The 20,655-nt window shown below is 76.2% G+C and carries 17 protein-coding genes; 9 read left to right on the forward strand and 8 right to left on the reverse strand.

Translation table 11 applies throughout. From position 1 onward, the window contains the following. Positions 1 to 8 precede the first annotated feature (8 nt). The 5 genes from ACN26Y_RS16230 to ACN26Y_RS16250 all read right to left on the reverse strand — a co-directional run bounded on the left by ACN26Y_RS16230 (position 9) and on the right by ACN26Y_RS16250 (position 3,972). Entirely contained in the window at positions 9 to 1,136 is a 1,128-nt protein-coding gene (locus tag ACN26Y_RS16230; protein ID WP_155331075.1) for a glycosyltransferase, read from the reverse strand. A gap of 43 nt (positions 1,137 to 1,179) precedes the next feature. Continuing rightward, positions 1,180 to 2,046: a carotenoid biosynthesis protein gene (locus ACN26Y_RS16235; protein ID WP_155331076.1), complete on the reverse strand. Its 867-nt coding sequence runs from the start codon at positions 2,044 to 2,046 to the stop codon at positions 1,180 to 1,182. Next, a complete protein-coding gene (locus tag ACN26Y_RS16240) occupies positions 2,043 to 2,612 on the reverse strand; it encodes a GNAT family N-acetyltransferase (protein WP_155331077.1) in 570 nt (189 codons plus the stop codon). The genes ACN26Y_RS16235 and ACN26Y_RS16240 overlap by 4 nt, the downstream gene beginning before the upstream one ends. 81 nt (positions 2,613 to 2,693) lie before the next feature. Next, entirely contained in the window at positions 2,694 to 3,455 is a 762-nt protein-coding gene (locus ACN26Y_RS16245; protein WP_155331078.1) for a monooxygenase, read from the reverse strand. 28 nt (positions 3,456 to 3,483) lie between these two features. Next, positions 3,484 to 3,972, reverse strand: a complete 489-nt coding sequence (locus tag ACN26Y_RS16250) for a YbaK/EbsC family protein (protein ID WP_422732965.1) — start codon at positions 3,970 to 3,972, stop codon at positions 3,484 to 3,486. A gap of 457 nt (positions 3,973 to 4,429) precedes the next feature. Here ACN26Y_RS16250 and ACN26Y_RS16255 point away from each other — a divergent pair, with 457 nt between their 5' ends. The 9 genes from ACN26Y_RS16255 (at position 4,430) to ACN26Y_RS16295 (ending at position 15,240) form a co-directional block, all read left to right on the forward strand. After that, positions 4,430 to 4,879: an SAV_6107 family HEPN domain-containing protein gene (locus ACN26Y_RS16255; RefSeq protein WP_155331080.1), complete on the forward strand. Its 450-nt coding sequence runs from the start codon at positions 4,430 to 4,432 to the stop codon at positions 4,877 to 4,879. 147 nt (positions 4,880 to 5,026) lie between these two features. Then, a complete protein-coding gene (locus ACN26Y_RS16260; protein WP_155331081.1) occupies positions 5,027 to 5,818 on the forward strand; it encodes a hypothetical protein in 792 nt (263 codons plus the stop codon). Positions 5,819 to 5,895: 77 nt separating this feature from the next. Next, the gene (locus tag ACN26Y_RS16265) at positions 5,896 to 7,578 is read left to right on the forward strand and encodes a DNA polymerase Y family protein (RefSeq protein ID WP_230689068.1); all 1,683 of its coding nucleotides are present in this window, start codon (positions 5,896 to 5,898) and stop codon (positions 7,576 to 7,578) included. A 210-nt stretch (positions 7,579 to 7,788) separates the two neighbouring features. Beyond that, positions 7,789 to 11,163, forward strand: coding sequence for an error-prone DNA polymerase (locus ACN26Y_RS16270; protein WP_155331083.1), 3,375 nt, complete (start codon positions 7,789 to 7,791; stop codon positions 11,161 to 11,163). A gap of 98 nt (positions 11,164 to 11,261) precedes the next feature. Then, complete coding sequence (locus tag ACN26Y_RS16275; protein WP_155331084.1) at positions 11,262 to 11,444, forward strand: hypothetical protein; 183 nt, start codon at positions 11,262 to 11,264, stop codon at positions 11,442 to 11,444. A gap of 29 nt (positions 11,445 to 11,473) precedes the next feature. After that, positions 11,474 to 12,241, forward strand: a complete 768-nt coding sequence (locus tag ACN26Y_RS16280; protein WP_155331085.1) for a methyltransferase domain-containing protein — start codon at positions 11,474 to 11,476, stop codon at positions 12,239 to 12,241. After that, on the forward strand, positions 12,238 to 13,431 hold the full coding sequence (locus tag ACN26Y_RS16285; RefSeq protein WP_155331086.1) for an alkaline phosphatase family protein: 1,194 nt from the start codon (positions 12,238 to 12,240) through the stop codon (positions 13,429 to 13,431). The genes ACN26Y_RS16280 and ACN26Y_RS16285 overlap by 4 nt, the downstream gene beginning before the upstream one ends. A 38-nt stretch (positions 13,432 to 13,469) precedes the next feature. Continuing rightward, positions 13,470 to 14,729: a DNA polymerase IV gene (locus tag ACN26Y_RS16290; protein ID WP_155331087.1), complete on the forward strand. Its 1,260-nt coding sequence runs from the start codon at positions 13,470 to 13,472 to the stop codon at positions 14,727 to 14,729. Between the two features lie 115 nt (positions 14,730 to 14,844). Continuing rightward, a complete protein-coding gene (locus tag ACN26Y_RS16295) occupies positions 14,845 to 15,240 on the forward strand; it encodes a DUF3040 domain-containing protein (protein ID WP_155331088.1) in 396 nt (131 codons plus the stop codon). 259 nt (positions 15,241 to 15,499) lie between these two features. On the opposite strand, the gene ACN26Y_RS16300 is transcribed toward ACN26Y_RS16295, so the two are convergent. Genes ACN26Y_RS16300 through ACN26Y_RS16310 form a run of 3 tightly spaced genes read right to left on the reverse strand, consistent with a single transcriptional unit; the run spans position 15,500 to position 20,340 of the window. Continuing rightward, a complete protein-coding gene (locus ACN26Y_RS16300) occupies positions 15,500 to 17,971 on the reverse strand; it encodes a transglutaminase TgpA family protein (RefSeq protein WP_155331089.1) in 2,472 nt (823 codons plus the stop codon). A 16-nt stretch (positions 17,972 to 17,987) separates the two neighbouring features. Next, the gene (locus tag ACN26Y_RS16305) at positions 17,988 to 19,286 is read right to left on the reverse strand and encodes a DUF58 domain-containing protein (RefSeq protein WP_155331090.1); all 1,299 of its coding nucleotides are present in this window, start codon (positions 19,284 to 19,286) and stop codon (positions 17,988 to 17,990) included. A 1-nt stretch (position 19,287) separates the two neighbouring features. Beyond that, the gene (locus ACN26Y_RS16310) at positions 19,288 to 20,340 is read right to left on the reverse strand and encodes an AAA family ATPase (RefSeq protein ID WP_155331091.1); all 1,053 of its coding nucleotides are present in this window, start codon (positions 20,338 to 20,340) and stop codon (positions 19,288 to 19,290) included. Positions 20,341 to 20,655 lie beyond the last annotated feature (315 nt).

The following is a 20,655-nucleotide window of genomic DNA, read 5'->3' on the forward strand; positions in this document are numbered from 1 at the left end:
CCCCAGACCTAGACGACCGGACGGCCCCGCCAGGTCAGGCGCCGCCGCTTCCGCAGATGGTACGACCGCAGGGTCAGCCAACCGAGGACCGCGACCGACACGGGGTGTGCGAGCGCGTCGGGCCACCACCGGCCGCCGGTCGCCCGCGCGCTGAGCACCCGACCGGCGACCCCCAGCAGGTACGCCCCGGCGGCGCCGGCGGCCACCCCCGGCGCGCCGGCGGCCAGCGCGGCCACGGTGACCAGCGGGGGAGCGGTGTAGAGCAGGAGCAGCAGCGCGACCACCACGCCGGCGGCCAGCGGGTGCCCGAACGTGGCCCACAGCGACTTGGTGTAGCCGTCGCGCAGCTGCGGCCAGTCGTCGTACATCCGACAGGTGGCCAGCCGTGAGCCGTCGGCCAGGGCGATCCGCCCGCCGGCCCGTTTGACCGCGCGGGCGAGCTCGACGTCCTCCAGGATCCGGTCGGCCACCGCCGCGTGCCCGCCCGCGGCGGTGTAGCCGGCCCGGTCCACCAGCAGGAACTGCCCGCCGGCCGCCGCCAGGGACGGCCGCGCCGAGCGTTCCATCGCGCGCAGCGGCAGGAAGGTCAGCCACAGCCACTGCAGCAGCGGCTGGACCAGCCGGTCGGCCGCCGTCGCCACCACGATCCGGGGGTACGGCGACAGCAGCGTCACCCGCGCGGCGCGCAGTTCACCGACGGCCGCGGCCACCGCCTCAGGGGCGAGGACGACGTCGGCGTCGACGAACGCCAGCACGGTGGCGGCCGGGTCGGCGCGGGTGGCGAGTTGCCAGCAGGCGTGCGGCTTGCCCAGCCAGCCCGGCGGCGGGGCGGCGCCGTCGAGCAGGGTGACCCGCGGGTCGGTCCCGGCGACCGCGCGGACCACGTCGGCGGTGCCGTCGGTCGACCGGTCGTCGAGCACCACGATCCGCAGCCGCGGCACACCGCGCTGGGCCAGCAGCGCGCGCAGGCACGGGGTGACCCGGGCCGCCTCGTCGCGCAGCGGCAGCAGCACCGCCACCGTCTCGGTCACCTCCGCCGGCGCCGGGGCGGGGCGGCGCAGCCACCGGCCGGCGTTGACGGCGGTGTGCGCGGTCAACGCGGCCACTCCCGCCAGCAGCGCCAGCACGACGCTCACGCCGCCGCCCCGCCATGCCCGCTCCGGCCGGCGCTCCGCCCGCTCATGCCGGCGCGTCGACGCGGGGTCGGGGGTTCCGGTCGGCCGGACCGGGGCGGCGGCCCGCGCGGAGCAGTGTCACCGCCAGCGGGACGGCCGTCACCGCCATGCCGGCGGCGCCCCACAGCGCCGAGGCGGGCAGGCCGAGGAAGACGGCGTGGGCCAGCACGCTGGAGGCGTACGTCCACAGGTAGAGGGCGAGCATCGGGTCGTCGCGGCCGTCGGTGGCGGCGACGGCGGGCCCGGCCAGCGGACGCAGGGCGCCCATCAGCAGGACCGCGAAGAGCAGCCAACCCAGGTAGTTGCTGACCGGGATGCCGGGCAGGCCGGGCAGCGCGGGGGTGGCGTCCCGCCAGGACCAGTACCCCTCGGCGACCATCTGCGGGTCGAGGAAGAGGTCCCAGGTGGCCAGGCCGAGCGCCGCCAGCGCGATCCGCCGGGTGGTCCGCCCGATCCCGGCGCCGCCGGATCCGCCCGGCCCGCCGCCGGTGAGCCGTACCGCCGCGAGCCAGGCCGGCCAGGCCATCCAGGTCCAGGCGAGGGGGATGACCAGCGGCACACCGGCCAGCTTCGGGCCGAGCTGGCCGGAGTAGTCGTAGCTGCCGAACGGGAACCCGGTCGCCACACCGAGCGCCTCGATGGCGAAGCCGCCTCCGGTGGCCACCGCGACCAGCGCCGCCGCCGCCCGTGGGCCGCGGCTGAGCAGCGCGTGGCCGACCGAGAGCAGGTAGCCCAGCACCACCGTGGCGACGGTGAGCCCGGCTCGGGTCTGCCCGGCGGCCAGCGGGTAGCAGATCTGTGCCAGCACCAGCACCGCCAGCACCGCCCAGGCCGGGCGGGCGGCGCGGGTGGCCGGCACGGGACCGGTCATGCCGCGGCCGGCGCCGGGGAGGTGGGTGCGGCCAGCGGCAGGTCCCGGCCGAGCACCCCGAACGGGCGTTCGTCGCCGGGGAAGTGGAAGTCGCGCAGGATGTCGACGAAGCCGAAGCGCCGGTACAGCCGCCAGGCGCGGGACCGCTGCTCGTCGGCCTCCGGCGTGGACAGCAGGGTGGTCGTCCCCTCGGCCATGGTGAGCAGCGCGCGCAGCTGCCCCGCGCCGAGGCCGTGCCCCTGCGCGGGCGGCCGGACGTGCAGCTCCACCACCTCGAAGCAGTTGCCCAGCCAGCGCTGCCGGGCGGCCGGGTCCAGCGCGCGCCACACCTGGTCGTGCCACCACTGGCCGGCCGCGCCCAGGTAGCCGTAGCCGAAGCCGGCCAGGTGGCCTTCGGTGGTGAGGCTGGCGACGGCGCGGAATCCGGGCCGCCGGACGTGGGTGGCGATGTAGCCGCGGCGGGCGTCCAGCAGGTCGGTGCGGTACCCCATCGCCTCGCCGTAGACGGCCACCACGTCGTCCAGCCGCCGGACGAGATCCTCCGGTGTCCACCGCACCAGCCTCATGCCGTACCTTCTCCCGTTCCCGACCGCGGGGCTCGCCACCCCGGCTCACTCCTCGCGCTGCTGTGCCTGATGGTTCGCTCGTTACGCTCGCTCACGCGGCCCCTCCGCCGTACCCGGGTCGCCGTCGGCGCCCCACCCCAGCACCGTCCGGTCGCCGACCACGTCGCGCACCGCGAACCGCGCGAAGAGTTCCTCCGCGTACCACCCCTCGGTGGGCGTCCGGATGATCGCGTCCCGGTGCTCCGGGTGACGGTACGCGAACGCGACCAGGTCCGCCGGATCGCGCCACACGCTGACCGTGCCCTGCCAGCCCAGCGGCGCCTCCCCGACGCCGAACCGGGCGAGCAGGCCGGGCGCGGCGCGCAGCGCGGCGGCCACCGGTGGGACCGCCCGCCAGAAGGTGACCGCGCGGGCGGGGCGCAGCCGGGCCCGGGTCAGCGCGAGCACCGGGCCGTCGGCCGGCCCGCCGGGCGGGTCGCCGAACGGCCGGCGGCCGGACCACTCGCCCCGGCTGGTGAGGGGGCGCAGGTCGACCCGGACGGCGGCGCGCGCGAGCCGCGCCCAGGCCCGCCCCACCGGGGAGCCGTCGAAGCCGGCCGCCGCGGCGGGGGAGTCCCACACCGTCAGGGCGGCCCACCGGGTCAGGTCCGCGTCACCCGGCCCGAAGCCGGTGCCGGTCCCGGTGCCGAGCAGCTTGGCGAAGCGTACGCCGGGCAGTGCGCGCAGCCGGCGCGGATCGCGGGCCATCCGGACCAGCGCCCGGGGCAACCCGCCCCGGGCGGTGCGCCACACGTGCAGGGTGACCAGGTCGGGAACGGGCTCACCGCGGCCGGCCGGGCTCACGCGGTCACTCCGGGCGACGTCCGCTCGCTCACGCCACCTCGGCCGGCGTGCCGCCGGTCACCCGGAGGAGCTCGGGGTACGTGGTGGGGAAGACCGCCCGGGGGACGCCTCCGGCGGCCCAGATCTCGGCGTACGTATCGAGGGCCGTGTCCACCACGGTGCGCAGCGGCCGCGGGTGGCCGACCGGGGCGACACCCCCGATCACCTGCCCGGTGTGTTCGCGGACGAACTCCGGGGTGGCCCGCCGCAGCCGGGTGACCCCGATCGACGCGGCGAGACCGGCGGTGTCCACCCGGTGGGCCCCGGAGGTCAGCACGAGCAGCGGTGCGCCGTCGGCGTCGAAGACGAGTGAGTTGGCGATCTGTCCGACCTCGACGCCGAGTGCCTCGGCGGCGGCCGCGGCGGTGTGGACCGCGTCGGGCAGCAGGCGGACCGCGCTCGGCGTGCCGGAGCCGTCGCGGGCGTCCGCGCCGTCGAGCGCCTCCTGCACCGCCCGTACGTTCGGGTGTGGCTGCATGCCGCCATTCTTCCCGGTGCGCCCGGAACGGGTTCAGCCGGCCACGCTGAGGCATCTCCGGCGAGTCACACGTTGCATTTTCGTCGGAGGGAGGGTGTACTGTCAGCAGTAGTTAGAACGAGTGTTCGATTGCCTCGTACGCTCGTTCCAACAGCCCGGAGCGGTGTTTCGCGGCACCGGTTCCGGGCGGGTGCGGCTCCGCGGGCCGCACCAGGTTCCGGGCAGTCGCGAGCCCGGGCCCGTCAAGGCAGGAGCGTCGCCCGCCGCCCTCGACCCCCGGGCGGCGGGCGACGAACCCGCCGGTCATGCCGGCCGGGTGTGGTGTGGGGAAGCGTCCACACCCGGCCGGCTTCCACACCGGTGCGTCTTCCTCCGCACCACTCGACCCGGCGGTCCCGCCGGCGGACCGGCTTCCGTCGCGGGGTGCGCGCCTCGGCCACGTGGAGGAGACAGACCCATGCCGACCAACCCGGCTCAGGCACCGACGGTGCCGGCGCACGTGCTGCCGCACCGCACCCCCGCACAGCTTCTCGCGGTCGCCCGCCAGGGGCTGGCCGAGGCCGCCCGGACCGGTCCGGACGGCCTCCGCTACGCGGCGGCCCACCTGGCCGCTCTCCGCGCCGCCGCGGCCGTGCTCGCCGCGCGCGCCCGTCCCGCGCCGACCCGGCGGAACCGGGTCACCAGCGTCTGGGTCCTGCTCTCCGGCGTCGCCCCCGAGCTGGACGAGTGGGCCCGGTTCTTCGCCGTCGGCGCCAGCAAGCGCGCCGCCGCCGAGGCCGGCATCCCCCGGGTCGTCACCGCCCGGGAGGCCGACGACCTGCTGCGCGCGGCGGAAGAGTTCGTGACGGTGGTCGAGACCGCGCTCGGCGTGGCCCACCAACCGGCACTCGACGGCCTCGCGGCCTGATCCCCGGCATCCGTCCCCGGGCCCGCGCCGGTCCCCGGGGCGGCCTGCCCTGCGCCGGCAGGGCGGGGACGAGGGCCGTCCGCGCGGCCGATCCGTTTTGAGCTATCAGCAGCACACCGCACAGCAGCACGACAGGGGGTAGGTCCGATGGCGGGCCGGATGGTGGTCGGTACCGCCGCACTGGCGGGTCTGGTGCGCCCGGCGAGCGCCCCGGACCCGGCGGGCGGTCACCGGGTGCTGCCGGTGACCCCGGAACTGACCGGCCTGCTGCCCAACCGGGGGCTGCGCCGTGGCAGCACGATCGCGGTCGCCGTCGGCCAGCCCCGGCCCAGCGGCGCCACCTCCCTGGTCCTGGCGCTGCTCGCCGAGGCGTCCCGGGCCGGCTCGTGGTGCGCCGTGGTGGGGGTGCCGACCTTCGGGGCGGGTGCCGCCGCCGAGCTCGGCATCGCCCTGGACCGGCTCGCCCTGGTGCCGCACCCGGGGCCGGAGTGGGCCACCGTCGTCGCCGCGCTGATCGACGGGGTGGACGTCGTGGTCACCGCCGTGCCGGCCACGGTCTCCGCCTCGGTCGCCGACCGGCTGGCCGCCCGGGCCCGACAGCGGGGCTGTGTCCTCGTCCCGTACGGGCGGTGGGACGGCGCCGACGTGACCCTCCAGGTGGTCCGGGGGGCCTGGGAGGGGCTCGGTGCCGGCCGGGGCCGGCTGCGGCGCCGGGAGGTCACCGTCTCGGCGCGGGGCCGGGGCGCCGCCGCCCGCCCCCGGGAGGTGACGGTCTGGCTGCCCGGTGACGCGCTGACCCGGATCATTCCCCGTCCGGTCCCCGGTGCCCCGGTCGCCTCGGTCACCGGCCGCTCGGCCGCCGGTCGGCTCCGCGCCGTGCCGGCGGCCTCCGCCGCCGGGCCGTCCCCGCCGGCGCTCACCCTGGTCGGCCCGGCGTGACCGGCGGGTCCCGTCCCGCGGCGCCCGGCGGGTCCCGTCCCGCGGCGGCCGGCGGGTCCGCCGCGCCGGTACGCACGCTGGTGCTCTGGTGTCCGGACTGGCCGGTGATCGCCGCCGAGATCGTCGACGGGGTGCCGGCCACCGAGCCGGTCGCGGTGCTGCACGCCAACCGGGTGGTCGCCTGCTCCGAGCAGGCCCGGGCGGAAGGGGTGCGCCGGGGGCTGCGCAGGCGGGAGGCGCAGGGCCGGTGCCCCCGGCTCATCGTCGTCGACCACGACCCGGCCCGGGACGCCCGGGCGTTCGAGCCGGTGGTGGCCGCGGTCGAGGAGCTGGTGGCCGGCGTCGAGGTGGTCCGCCCCGGCGCGTGCGCGGTGGCGGCCAGGGGGCCGAGCCGCTACCTCGGGGGCGAGGAGGCGGCGGCGGAGCGGATCGTCGAGCACGTCGCCCAGGCCTGCGCGGTGGAGAGCCAGATCGGCATCGCCGACGGGGTCTTCGCCGCGGGGCTGGCCGCCCGCTCGGGCCGGGTCGTCCCGCCCGACGGGACACCGCGGTTCCTCGCCGACCTGCCGGTCGAGGCGCTCGGCCGTCCGGCCCTGGCCGACCTGCTGCGTCGGCTCGGTGTGCGTACCCTCGGCGACTTCGCGGCGCTGCCCGCCGGGGACGTGCTGGCCCGGTTCGGTTTCGACGGTGCGCTGGCCCACCGGCTGGCGGCGGGGCGGGACCACCGTCCGCTCGCGGTCCGGCAACCCCCGGCCGACCTGGCGGTCACCGCCGACCAGGACGACCCCCTCGACCGGGTTGACGCGGCGGCCTTCGTCGCCCGGGCGCTGGCCGAGCGGCTGCACGACCGTCTCGCCGCGCACGGGCTGGCCTGCACCCGGCTCGGCATCGAGGCGGTCACCGCGCACGGCCAGGAGCTGCACCGGGTCTGGCGGCACGACGGTCTGCTCACCGCCGCCGCCATCGCCGACCGGGTGCGGTGGCAGCTCGACGGCTGGCTCTCCGGCGGCCGGCCCGGCCGGGCCGGTGCCCGCCCCGCCCGGCCGACGGCCGGCATCATCCGGCTGCGGCTGGTCCCCGACGGGGTGATCGCGCAGGGCGCCCTGCAACCGGGCCTGTGGGGGGAGGCCGGGGAGGAGCGGGAACGGGCCCACCGGGCGCTCAGCCGGGTCCAGGGCATCCTCGGCCCCGAGGCGGTGGTCACGGCGGTGCTCGGCGGCGGGCGGTCCCCGGCCGACCAGGTACGCCTGGTGCCGTGGGGCGACGAACGCCTCCCCGCCCGCCCCGGCCCGCCCCCGCTGCCGTCCTCGCTGCCGTCCCGCCTCGACCCGCTCCCGACCCACACCGACCCGCTCCCGGCCCGGTCGGCGGGGCGATCGGCGGGGCGATCGGCGGGCCGGGTGGCGGGACGGTCGGCGGGCCGGGTGGCGGAGCCGCCGTGGCCGGGGCGGCTTCCGCCGCCGGCGCCGGCGGTGGTGCTCCCCGAGCCGCTCGCCGCCACCGTGCACGACGCGGCCGGCGAGCCGGTCGTGGTCACCGCCCGCCTGGCGGTGAGCGCCGCACCGGCCCGGCTGGCCGTCGGGACCGCCCGCCCGGTGGAGATCGTGGGCTGGACCGGGCCGTGGCCGGTGGACGAACGCTGGTGGGCGCCGGCCGAGGCGCGACGGCGGGCCCGGTTCCAGGTGGGCCTCGCCGACGGCACCGCCCTGCTGCTCGCGGTCGAGGGCGGCCGGTGGCTGGTGGAGGCGGTCTATGACTGACCGTCCCCTGTCGAGCTGCCCCCTCCGTGCGACCGCGGCGCTCCCAGCCCCGCTCCCAGCCCCGCTCCCGACGGATCTTGGAAGGAAACGGCCCCTCCAGGGGCCGAAATCCTCCAAGGTCTGCCCAGCTCGCCCAGCTCGCCCAGCTCGCCCAGCTCGCCCAGCTCGCCCAGCGAGCCCGGCGCGCCCGGCGCATCCGGGGGTGGGGGCGTGAGTTTCCACAATCCGGATCTGCCGTGGTCGGACCTGGAGCGGGTGCTCACCGGCAAGCCCGCCCGGGGGCAACGCCGTACGCCGCACGGCGAGCGGCACCTGCACGTGGTGGACCCCCTGGCGGTGGACGCCGACGGTGGGGACTCGCCGGCCTGGACCCGCAAGCGGCAGCAGTACGAGCCGCCGCCGCTGGACCGCCCGGACGGCGTGGTGCCGTACGCGGAGCTGCACTCGCACACCAACTTCAGCTTCCTCGACGGCGCCAGCCATCCGGAGGAGCTGGCCGAGGAGGCCGCCCGGCTGGGGCTGACCGCCCTCGCGGTGACCGACCACGACGGGTTCTACGGCGTGGTGCGGTTCGCCGAGGCGGCCCGCGCCCTGCACCTGCCGACGGTCTTCGGCGCGGAACTCTCCCTCGACCTGCCCGGCCCGCAGAACGGCGAACCGGACCCGCTCGGCCGGCACCTGCTGCTGCTCGCCCACGGCCACGAGGGGTACGCCCGGCTGGCCGCCACCATCTCCCGCGCCCAGCTGCGCGGCGGGGAGAAGGGCCGCCCGGTCTACGGGGAGCTGGCGGAGGTCGCCGCCGAACTGCGCGACCACGTGCTGGTGCTCACCGGCTGCCGCAAGGGGCACGTGCCGGCCGCCCTGCTCACCGAGGGCGTCGACGCGGCGGCCCGGGAGCTGGACCGGCTGACCGCGCTCTTCGGCGCCGAGACGGTGGCGGTGGAGCTGACCGACCACGGGCACCCCGTCGACGCCGACCGCAACGACGCCCTCGCCGAGCTGGCCGCCGCCGCCGGGCTGCCGACGGTGGCGACGAACAACGTGCACTACGCCACCCCGGGGCGGCGCCGGCTGGCCACCACGGTCGCCGCGGTCCGGGCCCGGCGCAGCCTGGACGAGCTCGACGGCTGGCTGCCCGCCGCCGGCACCGCGCACCTGCGCAGCGGCGCGGAGATGGCGGCCCGGTTCGCCGCGTACCCGGGGGCGGTGGCCCGGGCCGCCGAGTTCGGCCGGGAACTCGCCTTCGACCTCCAGCTCGTCGCACCGACGCTGCCGGCGTACCCGGTGCCGCCGGGGCACACCGAGATGAGCTGGCTGCGGCACCTCACCGCGCAGGGCGCGCGGGAGCGGTACGGCCCGCCGGAGGCGCACCCCGAGGCGTACGCGCAGCTCGAACACGAGCTGAACATGATCGAGGAGCTGGGCTTCCCCGGCTACTTCCTGGTGGTCTACGACATCGTCACGTTCTGCCGCGAGCAGGACATCTACTGCCAGGGCCGGGGGTCGGCGGCCAACTCGGCGGTCTGCTACGCGCTGCGGATCACCAACGTGGACGCGGTACGGCACCGGCTGCTCTTCGAGCGTTTCCTCGCCCCCGAGCGGGACGGCCCGCCGGACATCGACGTGGACATCGAGTCCGACCGCCGCGAGGAGGTCATCCAGCACGTCTACGCCCGGTACGGCCGGGAGCACACCGCCCAGGTCGCCAACGTCATCTCGTACCGGCCGCGGTCGGCGGTGCGGGACGTGGCGAAGGCGTTCGGGTTCTCCCCCGGACAGCAGGATGCCTGGAGCAAGCAGATCGACCGCTGGGGTTCGGTCGCCGCGGTCGACGTGGCGGACATCCCCGAGCAGGTGGTCGGGTACGCCAACGAGCTGCAGACGTTCCCGAGGCACCTGGGTATCCACTCCGGCGGCATGGTGATCTGCGACCGGCCGGTGATCGAGGTCTGCCCGGTGGAGTGGGGGCGGATGCCCGGCCGCAGCGTGCTCCAGTGGGACAAGGACGACTGCGCCGCCGTCGGGCTGGTCAAGTTCGACCTGCTCGGCCTCGGCATGCTCTCCGCCCTGCACTACGGCTACGACATGATCGGGATGAGCCTCGACCTGGGGGACATGACCCTGGACGACCCCGAGGTGTACGACATGCTCTGCCGGGCCGACTCGGTCGGGGTGTTCCAGGTGGAGAGCCGCGCCCAGATGGCCACCCTGCCCCGGCTCAAGCCCCACTGCTTCTACGACCTGGTGGTGGAGGTGGCGCTGATCCGGCCCGGCCCGATCCAGGGCGGCTCGGTGCACCCGTACATCCGGCGCAAGAACGGCCAGGAGCCGGTCACCTTCCCGCACCCGCTGATGCGCAACGCGCTGGAGAAGACCCTCGGCGTGCCGCTGTTCCAGGAGCAGCTCATGCAGCTCGCCATCGACCTGGCCGGGTTCGACGCCGCCGAGGCCGACCAGCTGCGCCGGGCCATGGGGGCCAAACGGTCGGTGGAGCGGATGGCGCAGATCGCCGACCGGCTCTACGCCGGCATGGCCGAGCGGGGCATCACCGGCGAGCTGGCCGACGACGTCTACCGCAAGCTCACCGCGTTCGCCAGCTACGGCTTCCCGGAGAGCCACGCGATGAGCTTCGCGTACCTGGTCTACGCCAGCTCCTGGCTCAAGCGCTACCACCCGGCTCCGTTCCTGGCCGCGTTGCTCAACGCCCAGCCGATGGGCTTCTACTCGCCGCAGACCCTGGTCGACGACGCGCGCCGGCACGGGGTGGAGGTCCGCCGGCCGGACGTCAACGCGAGCGGGGCGAAGGCCGTCCTCGAGTCCACCCCGGACACCCGCTGGGGGAGCCGGCCGGGGGAGCCGCCGCACGCCTGGGGGCTGGGCGGGCCGGCCGTCCGCCTGGGGCTGTCGAGCGTGCGTACCCTCGGCGAGGACGTGGCCGAGCGGATCGAGGCCGAACGGGTGGCGCACGGGCCGTACCGTGACATGCCGGACCTGGCCCGGCGCGTGGGTCTCACCGCCGCGCAGCTGGAGGCGCTGGCCACCGCGGACGCCTTCGCGTGCTTCGGCCTGACCCGCCGGGAGGCGCTGTGGGCCGCCGGTGCGGCGGCCCAGGACCGGCCGGGTCGCCTGCCCGGCACGGTGACCGGCACGGCCGCGCCGACCCTGCCCGGGATGGAGGCGGTCGACCGCCTCGTCGCGGACGTGTGGGCGACCGGGCTGTCGCCGGATAGCCACCCGGCCCGGTTCATCCGCGGCCAGCTCGACGCCCTGGGCGCGGTGCCGATCGCCCGGCTCGGCCGGGTGGAGCCGGGCCGGCGGATCCGGGTCGGCGGGATCGTCACCCACCGGCAGCGCCCGGCGACCGCGGGCGGGGTCACCTTCCTCAACCTGGAGGACGAGACCGGGATGCTCAACGTCACCTGCTCCCCGGGGCTCTGGCAGCGGTACCGGCGGGTGGCGAGGACCAGCGCCGCGCTGGTGGTCCGGGGGCGGCTGCAGCGCCACGAGGGAGTGATCAATCTCACCGCCGACCGGTTGGACCCGATTGATCCTCCGGTCAGCCCCGCCGCACGCGATTTCCGTTGATCAATAAGTGATTCAGGTTACGGTTTTCCGCCCGCGACGGCGGGAGACTCCTGCCCGCGCGGGCAGAGTGGCCCGCGCGTCACGAGGGGAACGTACCGATGACGGGGTATCGCGCCAACAGCGGTGGAGTTGCCAACGCCCGACGGACCCGGCTGGGCGCCGGCTGGGTGCCCGCGCACCACATGGAGATCCGCGAGTACGAGGTCACCGACGGGCCCGTCGCCAACTCCGTGCGCTCCCGCCACGAGGAGGACACCGCCGCCGGCGGAGGCGAGGCCTGACCGCTGCGTCCCCGGCCGAGCTGGACCGGGTGACTAGGCTCGTCGGGGTGGAGCACACCCGAGGCCGGCTCGCCGGGCCGCCGCTGACCCCCCGTACCGCCGTGATCTGGTCGGTGCTGCGCGCCGAGCTGGACCGCCGCGGTGACACCGACCTGACCGTCCTCGACGTGGGGGGCGGCACCGGCGGGTTCGCCGTGCCGCTGGCCCAGGCCGGCCACCGGGTGACCGTCGTCGATGCCAGTCCCGACGCGCTCGCCGCGTTGACCCGCCGCGCCGCCGAGGCCGGGGTCGCCGCGCGGGTCCGCGCGGTGCAGGGGGACGGGGACGCGCTCGCCGGGCTCGTCGAGCCGGCCAGTGTGGACCTGGTGCTCTGCCACGCCGTCCTCGAGGTGGTCGACGACCCGGAGCCGGTGGTCGCCGCGCTGGCCGCCGCCCTCCGCCCGGGCGGCGCCGCGAGCGTGCTGGTCGCCGGGCGGGCCGCCGCCGTGCTCGGCCGGGCGATGAACGGGCACCTGGACGTCGCCGCCGCGCTGGCCGCCGACCCCATCGGCAGCGCCGGGCCACGCGACACCCTGCGCCGCCGCTACGACGCCGAGAGCGCCGCCGCGCTGCTGGCCGCCGCCGGGCTGACGGTGGAGGAGGTCCACGGCGTACGCGTCCTCGCCGACCTGCTCCCCGCCGTGGTCGCCGACGGCCAGCCGACCGCCCTGCTGGAGCTGGAGCGGGCGCTCGCCGCCCGGACGCCCTGGCGGGACCTCGCCGCGCAGCTGCACCTGTTCGCCCGCCGCCCGGCATGACCGGTCCGACCTCGTCGGACGGGCGTGGGCCGGACGGGTCGCCCGGTCCGCTGGAGACCGTCGCCCCCCGGTACGGCGCGGCGAGCCTCGCCGACGTCCTCCCCGCCGCGCTCGCGGTGCTCGGGGTGCCCGGCGCCACCGACGCGCTCGACCTGACCACGACGCTGGCCGGCGTCCGCCGGATCGCCGTGCTGCTCGTCGACGGCCTCGGGTGGTACCAGATCCCGACCGCCGCGCCGTACGCGCCGACGCTGGCCGGTCTCGCCGCCACCGTCGGCCGGCCGCTCACCTCCGCCTTCCCGTCCACCACCCCGACCAGCCTGGTGACCCTGGGCACCGGGGCCGCTCCCGGCGCGCACGGCGTGCTCGGCTTCACCCTGCGGGTTCCCGGCACCGACCGGGTGCTCAACCACGTCGAGTGGGCCGGCGACCCGGAGCCGCTGCGCTGGCAGCCGGTCCCGACCCAGCTGGAGCGGGCGCGGGCCGCCGGTGTGCAGGTGACGGTGGTGAGCCGGCCGGAGTTCGGTGGCAGCGGGCTGACGGTGGCGGCCAACCGCGGCGGCGACTACCGGGGCGCGGCGGGTGTCGACGCGCTGGGCCGGGAGATGCTCGCCGCGCTGAGCGCCGGGCCGGGGCCGACCCTGGTCTCCGGCTACCACCCCGACCTGGACCGGCACGGCCACCTCAGCGGGGTCGACTCGGTGCCGTGGCGGATCGCGGCCGCCGACGTGGACCGGCTGCTGGCCCGCCTCGTGGACGGGCTGCCGCCGGACGCCGCGCTGCTGGTCACCGCCGACCACGGGCAGCTCGACGTCCCGGCCGGTCACCGGTTCGACCTGGACACCGATCCGCGCCTGCGCGCCGGCGTGGCCGTGGTCGCGGGCGAACCCCGCGTCCGCTACCTGCACGTCGGGCCCGGCGCCCGGGACGACGTGGTGGCGAGCTGGTCGGCGGTGCTGGGGCCCGCGGCCCGGGTGCGCACCCGGGAGGAGGCGGTCGCCGCCGGCTGGTTCGGCCCGGTGCCCGAGGAGCACCTGAGCCGGATCGGGGACGTGGTGGTCGTGTGCAACGACACGTACGCCGTCCTCGCCACCCGCTCCGAGCCGCCGATGGCGAGCCGGCTGGTGGCGTACCACGGGGCGGACACGGCGGCCGAGATGACCATCCCGCTGCTGGTGGTGCGGGGCTGACCCGGCGTTTCGTCGGGCCCGGCCGCTAGCCTTCCGGCATGGGCCGCAGCCAGTCGTTGCCCCGGGGCGGCGATCCGCGCTTCGGGCCGGACGCCGACGATTCCGGCTGTCCGGTGCTGCACGTCGACATGGACGCGTTCTTCGCCTCCGTCGAGGTGCGCCGCCGGCCGGAGCTGCGCGGCCGGCCGGTCGTGGTCGGCGGGGTCGGCCCCCGCGGCGTGGTCAGCTCCGCCAGCTACGAGGCCCGGCGGTACGGCGTCCGCAGCGCCATGCCCACCATGCGGGCCCGCGCGCTCTGCCCGCGGGCGGTGTTCCTGCCGCCCGACTTCAGCGCCTACTCGACGGCCTCCCGGGCGGTCATGCGGATCTTCCGGGATGTCACCCCGCTGGTCGAGCCGCTCTCCCTGGACGAGGCGTTCCTCGACGTGGCCGGCGCCCGGCGGCTGTTCGGCCCGCCGGCCGAGATCGCCCGGTTGATCCGCGAGCGGGTGGCGCGCGAGCAGGAGCTCACCTGCTCGGTGGGGGTGGCGTCCAGCAAGTTCGTCGCCAAGCTGGGGTCGACCCGGGCCAAGCCCGACGGCCTCCTGGTCGTCCCGGCCACCCGGGTGCTCGACTTCCTGCACCCGCTGCCGGTGTCGGCGCTGTGGGGCGTCGGGGAGCGCTCCGCCGAGACGCTGCGCCGGCTCGGCCTGACCACGGTCGGCGAGCTGGCGCAGGCGCCGTACGGCATGCTCCGCCAGGCGCTCGGCGACGCCGCCGCCCGCCACCTGCACGACCTGGCGTGGGGGCGCGACCCCCGCCGGGTCACCCCGGAGCACGCGGAGAAGTCGATCGGCGCGGAGGTGACGTTCGACGTCGACGTGGCCGACCCGGAGGAGATCCGCCGTGCCCTGCTCGGCCTGGCCGAGAAGGTGGGCGCCCGCCTGCGCCGCTCCGGCCAGGTCGGGCGGACGGTGGCGCTGAAGGTGCGCCTGGCCGACTTCCGCACCGTCAGCCGCTCCCGCACCCTCGATGTGCCGACCGATGTCGGTAGGGAGATGTTCGACACGGCGTGGGCGCTGTTCACGGCCCTCGACCCGGGTGAGCCGATCCGCCTGGTCGGCGTCCGGGCCGAGGGGCTCTCGGGGGCCCGGGAGACGCCGCGCCAGCTCGCGCTCGGCGCTCCTGAGCGCGGCTGGCGGGAGGCGGAAGCTGCCGCCGACGCCGCCGCTGCCCGTTTCGGGCGGTCCGTCATAGGTCCGGCCAGTCTGCTCCGGGTCCGAGATCCACGCCCCGACGAAAATCCGCGCCGGCCATAGGTCGTCCCGCTTTCCGACGCGCGGGGCCCCTCGTAGACTTGCGGGTAAGCAGCCGGTTGGCTGCCACGGTCTGTCGGCCCGACCGGGCCGACCCACGTGACCGGGGAGGAGTGCCGTGCCGCTCTCGGAGCACGAGCAGCGGCTGTTCGAGCAGATCGAGCGGTCGCTTGCCGAGGACCCCAAATTCGCCTCGGCCGTGCGCGCCAGCGACCCGCGTTTCCACGCGCGGCGTCGCCTGCTCGTCGCTGCCGTCGCGATCATCGTCGGCCTGGCCCTGTTGGTCTACGGCGTGGTGATCACCACCGCGCTGGTGTCGGTGGCGGGTTTCGTCGTCATGCTGGCCTCGGCCGCGTTCGCGGTGCAGTCGCATCGGCGGGCGCAGTCACCGGACCTGCACGTCGTGGGCGGGACGACCACTCGTCGCCGGCCCCGCGGGCGGACAGGTCGGCGTCCGTCGATCCTGGACCGGATGGAGGACCGGTGGCGGCAGCGCCCGGAGGGGCACCGCTGACCCTCAGCTGACCGACCGGCCCGCCGCCGGGGCAAGCGCGTCGTCGCGGCTCCGGCGACGCTTCGCGCTTCCGTGCGCCCCGACGACCGCACCGAGCCCTCGCCTCGTCACGCCCCGCGACACCCCCCAAGATCGTGCTCGAACCAGGAAGTAGTGGCCTCGCGGCGTCAATGAGGCCACTACTTCCCTGTTCGAGCACGATCTTCACGAAGGCGGGCGGACACCCCGACCGGCCGTCGTGGCGGCGCCGCCACGACGGTCAGCGGGCGAGGCGGTTGGCGAGCAGTCGTCGGGGACTCCAGCGCAGGGCCGCGTACCGGAGCCGTCCGTACGACGCCACCAGCCGGGCCGACCCGTCCGCCGTGGCGGCACGCCAGCGCAGCAGCACCGACGGGGGGAGGACCGCCGCCACCAGGCGGGTGCGACGGTCGGCCCGCGCGGCGAGCGCGCCACGGACCCGGCGCAGCGCCGGCAGCAGCGGCTCCCCGGTGAGCGGGTCCCGGGCGTACCGGGCCCGCTCCTCGGCGCGGCCGAGCAGGCGTACCGCCGTCGTCGCGTCGGTGTCCTCGGCGAGGGTCTCCCGGGCGATCCGGTCGGCGGTGGCCCGGGGGGTCTCCGCCCGGTCGACCCGGACGCGGAAGTCCACCAGCGTGTCGAGCAGTTCGTCCCAGGCGGCGTGCGCGTCGGCCCGCGCCCGGTCGGCGTCGGCCAGGACCACCATCCGCCGCCCGCCGGCCGGCACTTCGGCGGTGTCCGGCTCGGCGGCCTCCGGGACCGGTGCGGGTGCCCGGCCGCCGCTGCGTCGCCGGCGCAGGGCGAGCCGCCGCAACGCCGGGACGGCGAGCAGCACGAGCAGGGCCAGCACCCCGGCGACCCACCACAGCCACACCGGCACACTGCTGGTCGGCGTGCCCGAGTCGGCCGGCAGCCCCGAGGACGGGTCCTCCTGCCCGTCGGTGCGGCGCTCCACGCCGGGCGTGGCCTCCGGCCCCGCCGGCCCGGCCGACGTGCCCGGCTCCGGGGTGGTCTGCTCCGGGGCGTCGGTGTCCGGCGCCCAGGCCGACCGGGCGGCACCCTGCACGCCGTACGCGGGGGTGGCGTCGAACGGTACCCAGCCGAACCCGACGAAGTAGACCTCGGTCCACGCGTGCAGGTTCCGGTTGGTCAGGGTGTACGTGCCGTCGCCGGAGTTGGCGCCGTTGGTGAAGCCGAACGCCACCCGCGCCGGCACGCCGGCGGCGCGGACCAGCCACGCCATCGCGGCGGCGTACTGCTGGCAGAAGCCGACCTTGTTGGTGAGGAAGTTGACGATGTCCTGGCCGCTGGTGCCGCCCTCGGTGCTCAGGGCGTAGCTGAACCCGTTGTCCGCGGAGAAGTGGTCGTAGATCGCGCGGACCTTGTCGTACTCGGTGGTCCTGCCCTTGATGAGGGTGCCGACCAGGGTCTCCACCTCGGGCACCCGCGGGGTGAGCATCTGCCGGCGCAGGGTGTGGTCGGCCGGGAGAGCCGGCGCCCGCCGAAGCGCCGCCGGGGTGAAGGTCGTCCGGACGTACTCGAACGCGTAGCGCTTCTCCCGCGACGTCTCCCGGTTGGAGAAGACCACCTGGAGGTTCGTGTCGTAGGACCAGTTGCCGTTGAGCTCCTCGGTGCGCAGCGGCTCGCCGTACACCGGGAGGTACGGCATCTCGAGGTTCCTGGTCACCTCCACCGTGGCGCGGTAGCGGTTGCGCACCATCCCGGCCCGGTCCGGCTCCTGCGGACCGGGCAGCTCGCGGGTCACCGGACGGCCGCTGGGGTTGCGGACCCGGAAACCGTCCGAGCGCAGCTCGTCGGCGGCGCCGAAGCGCAGGTAGAAGGGCGCCGGCTCGTTCGTGGTGACCTTTACCATGTCGGCGACCTCACGGTCGTTGAGCCGACCGCTCAGCGCCGCGAAGAGGTCGACCCGGCCGGGCGCGCCGCCCAGGCCGGGCCGGCCGGTGCCGTCACCCGTGCCGGAGCCGATCGTGTCCAGCAGGCCACCGGTCATCCCCGGCACGGCCAGCGGCAGCGCGACGGCGACCGCCACCCCCACCGCCGCGAGCCGGCGACCCGCGGACGCCAGCGGAGAGGCCTCCCACACGTCCACGCCCCGGCCGTCGCCGGTGAACCGGCGGCCGAACCGGCGGACCTTGTCGACGTTGTCGGTGACCAGCAGCCACAGGAACCCGGCCGCGCCGATGACGAACGGCACCGGGGGGACGCTGTCCACGTAGACCGCCACCGGCACCGAGTACACCGCCAACATCGGCAGGCCGGCCAGCGCCGGCCGCCGCATCCCGACCGCCACCAGGTCGACCAGCACGGCCACCCCGCCGATGCCGAGCACCGTGACGAACAGCAGCGGGTCGGTGTCCGGCACCTTCACGCCGTACGAGCGCATGTCCTCCATCGACGCCTGGGCCAGGGAGCCGAAGTGACCGAAGGTGGCCGGGGTGGGCACGATGCCGAGCAGTTCCGAGCCGGACGGGAAGAGCCAGGTCAGGCCGAGCGTCAGACCCGCCACCATGCCGAGCACCTGCCCCCACAGCGGCACCCGGCCCAGCCGGGTCAGCGCCGCGGCCGCGGCCACCACGGCGACCGCGATGGTGGACTGGATCAGCCACGTCCAGCGGTCGAAGATGGCCGACAGCGGCGCCGCGGCGAGCAGCGTCGCGGCGGCCGCGACCAGGCCCAGGTTCCGGTGGGCGATCATGAGGGGAGCCTTCCGTTCATCGCATGCCGCCGGCGACCGTCTCGGCCAGCGCCGCCCGGACGGCGAAGCCCTGTGAGCCCCGCGCGGCCTGCGGCCACAGCACCGGCAGCCGGGTGCCGTGGTCGACGCCGATCACCCGCCACCCGCTCTGCAGCAGCGCGAGGGCGGCGGTGCCGTGCGCCTGGTCGGCCTCGGCCCGCGCCTTGGCCGGCAGGTTGAGCCAGGTGGAGCTGTCCAGCAGGAACGCGACGCAGGTGGCGCCGTTGCCGCGCAGCCCGGCCAGCAGCTCGGCCTCGGCGGTGCTCAGCGTCCCGAACAGGCCGATGATCAGGCCGCCGTCGGAGCGTTGCCGGACCCGCTGCACCAGCGTGGTGATCTCCACCCGCTGGTCGAGGCGGACCTCCGCGAGGTGGTCGAGGAGAACGCCGTCACCGGCCAGCTCCGTCGCGTCGACGTCGACGCCGGAGCCGGTGACCAGCCGCAGCTTGTAGCCGCCGTGCCGCAGGTGCACGGCGATGCTCGCGGCGGCGGAGACCGCCCACTCGAAGCTGGCGGTGGGCCCGTCGCCGCGGTGCCCGTACGCCCGGGTGTCCAGCAGGACGGTGGCGCGGCTCTCCCAGGGCTGCTCCTCGCGGCGCACCATCAGCTCGCCGGTGCGCGCGGTCGACTTCCAGTGCACGCGCCGCAGGTCGTCGCCCACCCGGTACTCCCGGGTCGCCGCGTCGTCCTCGCCGTGCACCGCCACCGACCGGGCGCGGCTGTCACCGCTGCCCGCGTACTCGCCGGGGAGCCGGACCGTCGGCAGCGGGTGGACCTGCGGGATGACCGTCAGCCGGTCGGTGCTGGGGAAGGCCCGGGTCAGCTCGCACAGGCCGAACGGGTCGGTCATCCGGACCACCAGCGGGCCGACGTCGTAGCGCCCGCGCACGTCGGCCCGCACGGTGTACGCCACCGAGCTGGCCTGGTGCGGGCCGAGCCGGTCGAGCACCACCCGGGGACGGCTGCCCAGCGCGTACGGCAGCCGGTCCTCCAACAGCAGCGTGCCGGTGGGCAGGCGGGACAGGTTCTGCAGGCGCAGCACCACCCGGGAGCTGGCCCCGACCGGCACCCGGTGCGGGTCCAGCGAGCGGTGGCAGGCCAGCTTGTAGCGGCTGCGACCGACGTAGAGCGCGGCGAGCAGCGGCAGGACGCCGAGCAGCACGGCCACCCGCAGCAGGTCCTTCTCGCCGAGGATCGCGGCCGAGATCGCCGCGGCGATGGCCGCGGCGAGGAAGGAACGGCCGCGGGTGGTCAGCCCGCGCAGCCCGTCACGCACGTCACGGCCTCCGCGGCTCGTACGGGGCGCGACCGTTGCCGGTGGCGGGCCGGGTGTCGTACGGCGAGCGGCGGCGCTCGTGCGGCAGCGGCAGTCGGTGCACCAGGTCGGAGACGACCGCGTCGGTGGTACGCCGGGCTAGCTGCGCGTCGGCGGTCGGGATGATCCGGTGCGCCAGGACGGGCACGGCCAGCACCTGCAGGTCGTCGGGGAGGACGTAGTCGCGGCCCTCGAGCGCGGCGACGGCGCGGGCGGTGCGCAGCAGCTGGAGGGTGGCCCGGGGCGACGCGCCGAGGCGCAGGTCGGGCGCCTCCCGGGTGGCGGTGACCAGGTCGACCGCGTACTGCTTGACGGCGTCGGCGACGTGCACCTGCCGGACGTGCGCGATGAGCCGCCGTACGGTGTTGGCGTCGGAGACCGGCCGCAGGGCCTGCAACGGGTCGGTCGCGCCGTGCCCGTCGAGCATCGCCAGTTCGGCGCCGGCGTCCGGGTACCCCATCGCGATGCGGGCGGTGAACCGGTCGCGCTGGGCCTCGGGCAGCGGGTACGTGCCCTCCATCTCGATCGGGTTCTGGGTGGCGATGACCATGAACGGCGTCTGGAGCTGGTAGGTCACCCCGTCGACGGTGACCTGCCGCTCCTCCATGCACTCCAGCAGCGCGGACTGCGTCTTCGGCGAGGCCCGGTTGATCTCGTCGCCGACGACCAGGTTGGCGAAGACGGCCCCGGGGCGGAACTCGAAGTCGTGCGTGTCCTGGTTGTAGACGCTGACGCCGGTCACGTCGCTGGGCAGCAGGTCGGGGGTGAACTGGATGCGGCGGACCGTGCAGTCGATGGACCGCGCGAGGGCCTTGGCCAGCTTGGTCTTGCCGACGCCGGGCACGTCCTCGATGAGGAGGTGGCCCTCGGCGAGCAGGACCGCGAGCGCGAGCCGGACGGTGGCCGTCTTGCCCTCGATGACCTGTTCGATGTTCGCCACGATGGCGTCACTGGCGGCGCGGAACTCGTCGTGCGGCAGCAGACCGCCCACCTCGTCCCAGGTCTGTTGTGTCACGGGCCTCCTCCTCGTCGCCTGGACGGCAGCTCTGTATAGAGCACCTGGACCCGCTGATCGGTTCGCGCGAGCGAGCCTCGTCTGCCGCAAAAAACTCATTGGCCTCTCAGGCTAGCCATGTTTGTCGGCTTCGCCGACCGCCGCAGGTAGTCCGTCGCTTACGCCCCGAATATTCGCCCGGTCGTGAGGTGTGAAGGTGCTGACCCTGGGTAGTCGCGCTGCCTCCGGCGCGAGGGAGGATCATGGACGGGACGGCGGTGCCGGTCGCTCTCGGCCACGTGCTGCCCGCCATCTGATGGGGTCCGGTGCCGGTGC

Source organism: Micromonospora sp. WMMD558, assembly GCF_049315255.1.
Taxonomy (GTDB): Bacteria; Actinomycetota; Actinomycetes; order Mycobacteriales; family Micromonosporaceae; genus Micromonospora.

What these genes read in the sequence shown, in the direction of transcription:
- ACN26Y_RS16250 (WP_422732965.1), bottom strand. Translation starts at nt 3,972, where the DNA reads ATGCAGCCACACCCGAACGTACGGGCGGTGCAGGAGGCGCTCGACGGC.
- ACN26Y_RS16260 (WP_155331081.1), top strand. Translation starts at nt 5,027, where the DNA reads ATGGCGGGCCGGATGGTGGTCGGTACCGCCGCACTGGCGGGTCTGGTG.
- ACN26Y_RS16300 (WP_155331089.1), bottom strand. Translation starts at nt 17,971, where the DNA reads ATGATCGCCCACCGGAACCTGGGCCTGGTCGCGGCCGCCGCGACGCTG.
- ACN26Y_RS16290 (WP_155331087.1), top strand. Translation starts at nt 13,470, where the DNA reads ATGGGCCGCAGCCAGTCGTTGCCCCGGGGCGGCGATCCGCGCTTCGGG.
- ACN26Y_RS16255 (WP_155331080.1), top strand. Translation starts at nt 4,430, where the DNA reads ATGCCGACCAACCCGGCTCAGGCACCGACGGTGCCGGCGCACGTGCTG.
- ACN26Y_RS16275 (WP_155331084.1), top strand. Translation starts at nt 11,262, where the DNA reads ATGACGGGGTATCGCGCCAACAGCGGTGGAGTTGCCAACGCCCGACGG.
- ACN26Y_RS16285 (WP_155331086.1), top strand. Translation starts at nt 12,238, where the DNA reads ATGACCGGTCCGACCTCGTCGGACGGGCGTGGGCCGGACGGGTCGCCC.
- ACN26Y_RS16235 (WP_155331076.1), bottom strand. Translation starts at nt 2,046, where the DNA reads ATGACCGGTCCCGTGCCGGCCACCCGCGCCGCCCGCCCGGCCTGGGCG.
- ACN26Y_RS16240 (WP_155331077.1), bottom strand. Translation starts at nt 2,612, where the DNA reads ATGAGGCTGGTGCGGTGGACACCGGAGGATCTCGTCCGGCGGCTGGAC.